This window comes from Bacteroidia bacterium (genome assembly GCA_025056095.1).
In the GTDB taxonomy this organism is placed as follows: Bacteria; Bacteroidota; Bacteroidia; order JANWVE01; family JANWVE01; genus JANWVE01.
In genome coordinates, this window is the sequence record JANWVW010000302.1 from 1 (window position 1) to 2,529 (window position 2,529).

2 protein-coding genes are annotated in these 2,529 nt (G+C 39.1%); both read right to left on the bottom strand.

Annotated features, from left to right (window positions below):
- Window positions 1-86: 86 nt before the first annotated feature.
- The gene (asnB, locus tag NZ519_13630; protein MCS7029795.1) at window positions 87-1,982 is read right to left on the bottom strand and encodes an asparagine synthase (glutamine-hydrolyzing); all 1,896 of its coding nucleotides are present in this window, start codon (window positions 1,980-1,982) and stop codon (window positions 87-89) included.
- Between the two features lie 2 nt (window positions 1,983-1,984).
- The gene (locus tag NZ519_13635) at window positions 1,985-2,410 is read right to left on the bottom strand and encodes an RpiB/LacA/LacB family sugar-phosphate isomerase (protein ID MCS7029796.1); all 426 of its coding nucleotides are present in this window, start codon (window positions 2,408-2,410) and stop codon (window positions 1,985-1,987) included.
- Window positions 2,411-2,529 lie beyond the last annotated feature (119 nt).

A 2,529-nucleotide genomic window follows, 5' to 3' on the forward strand; every position in this document is an offset into this window, starting at 1 on the left:
CGATAGCGTAGCCCGAAGCACGCCGACCTTGCCCACACAAGCGCAAGCGAAGTGTGGGCAAGGGCACGCCCAAAAAATTAAAATCTCTATCTTGCAATGTACTTTTTATACCAAAAATCAAAAACTACCACAGCCCACAATGTCCAATCTTCTTTGCCGTTTTTACCTTGCTCAACAGTTTGATACAAATACTGCAACGCTTCAAAATTGAAAATTCCTTGACTTTCTATCCAATCTCTATTCAGAACCTCCTTATGAAGGTAAGTTTTTAGTTCTCGCCTGAAAAAATCTCTCAAAGGTACTTCAAAACCTTGCTTACGCCGATGATACAACTGCTGGGGCAAAATAGCCTTAAAAGTATCCTGCACTATTCTTTTGCGATAATTTTTGTATACTTTGCTTTCCGATGGTAAAGAAAAAGCAAAATCTACCACTCTGTAATCTAAAAACGGCGTGCGCACTTCTAAACTGTTTGCCATAGACATCAAATCTACTTTGGTCAGCATATCCCCTTGCAAAGTAAGATGCATATCCGCATAAAGCACATCCTGTATACCTGCATGAGAATGTATGTATCGAGTGTATGTGTGTTTGAGGTCAAAATTTTTAGGATGATATTGAGATTGTAGTAAGTTATCCCGTTCTGTGTCTGAAAGTACACTACACCATTGCCAATAACGCTCAACAGCATCTTTGCCCAATCCATTAGCGTACTTTTGTACTTGCCAAATTTTACGCGTAAAAAAACTATTTCTGTGCGCAGGCAAACGTTGTAAAACAGGATTAAATAACTTCAACAAGCGGTTAGTTATAGTTTTTTGTCTTGCTTTGTATTCGCCTAAATGCTTCATATATCCGCCGAATACTTCATCTGCACCATCGCCCGAGAGAGCTACGGTAGCCTTTTTGCGAGTTTGTTGTGATAAAATGTAAAAATTAAGTGCAGAAGCATCGGCAAAAGGTTCATCAAGGTAGTTTAGCACATTGAATATGTTTTCCAAAAGGTCTTGGTAACTGACTTTGAATACAGTGTGTTCCGTGCCGCACTTTTGTGATACAGAAAGCGCATATTCGGTTTCATCATACACGGGATCGTCAAAACCAATGGAAAAAGTAAGCAAATTTTTTTGATGCTTAGCCGCCAAAGCTGTGATGACAGAAGAATCTATTCCTCCGCTCAAAAACACTCCAAGAGGTACATCGGCTATCAATCGTTTTTGTACTGCATCTTCCAAAAGTTGGGCTAAAGTCTGCTGTTGCTTTTGGTAGTCCTGCGCTGTAACCTGAACTTGACTATAATTAGGTTGTGGAATATTGTAATATGATTGTAATTGTAGATTAGATTGAGAAGGACCTACAAATGCATAATGAGCTGCCTTAAACTTAAGGCATCCTTTTAATACACTTGTAGCAGGGGGAAAGTAATTGAGTTGAAAATAAGCCCACAAGTCTTTTGAGTTAATTTCTCTTGGAATACCTAATGCAAGCAAAGCTTTTAGTTCCGATGCAAAAAATAATTTATCTGCATCTTGATATATCCACAAAGGTTTTACACCAAATCTATCTCGGGCAAGGAGTAACTGCTGCGTAAAAGTGTCATAAAATGCAAAAGCAAAAAAGCCGTTAAGTTTTGGAATGGCTTTTTCTTTTTCTGCTATTAGCAAGTATAGCAAAACTTCTGTGTCTGATTGAGTTTGAAAAGTATAACCTTGTTGGGCAAGCTGTTTTTTAAGTTCTAAAAAGTTGAATATCTCTCCGTTGAATACAAGTACGTAGCGTTTATCTGCACTCCAAAAAGGTTGGTGAGCTTTTTCTGAAGTGTCTATGATAGAAAGGCGAGTTTGTCCAAGTGCTACGGGAAATTGATACCATAATCCTTTGGCATCTGGTCCGCGGGCGTGTAAGGTTTGCAAAGCATCATAAAATTTCGCTTCGGGCACAGTATTTTGAGTAAAAAAATAAGCACCTACTATTCCGCACATACTCAAATCATCTCAATTTTGGATATTCTGTTTTGGTGTCTTCCCCCTTCAAAAGTAGCTTGCATAAAGCTATGAAGGATATTTTCTGCTTCTTCAAATGAAATAAAACGTGCAGGTAGGCAGAGTATATTAGCGTTGTTATGTTGCTTAGCTAAGGCAGCAATTTCGGGTTTCCAAGCTAGGGCGGCGCGGATACCTTTGTGTTTGTTAGCGGTTATACAAACTCCGTTGCCGCTACCGCAAATCAAAATTCCAAAATCGTATTGAAAAACATTCTCACACAAAGGATGAACCACATCAGGATAGTCTATAGAAGCAGGGCTATGTGTTCCAATGTCTGTAAATTCGATTATGTGTGCAAAGGCATTTTTTAAGTGTTCTTTGAGTTCAAATCCTGCGTGGTCTGATGCAATAATGACTTTTTTCATGATGCAAATTTCGTATTTTTTAGGGATAGGTGTTAAGATTAAATTTTTTTGGGCGTGTCCTTGTGGGCGTTTCGCTTGCGCTCATGCCCACAAGGTCGGCGTGCTACGGGCTACGCTAT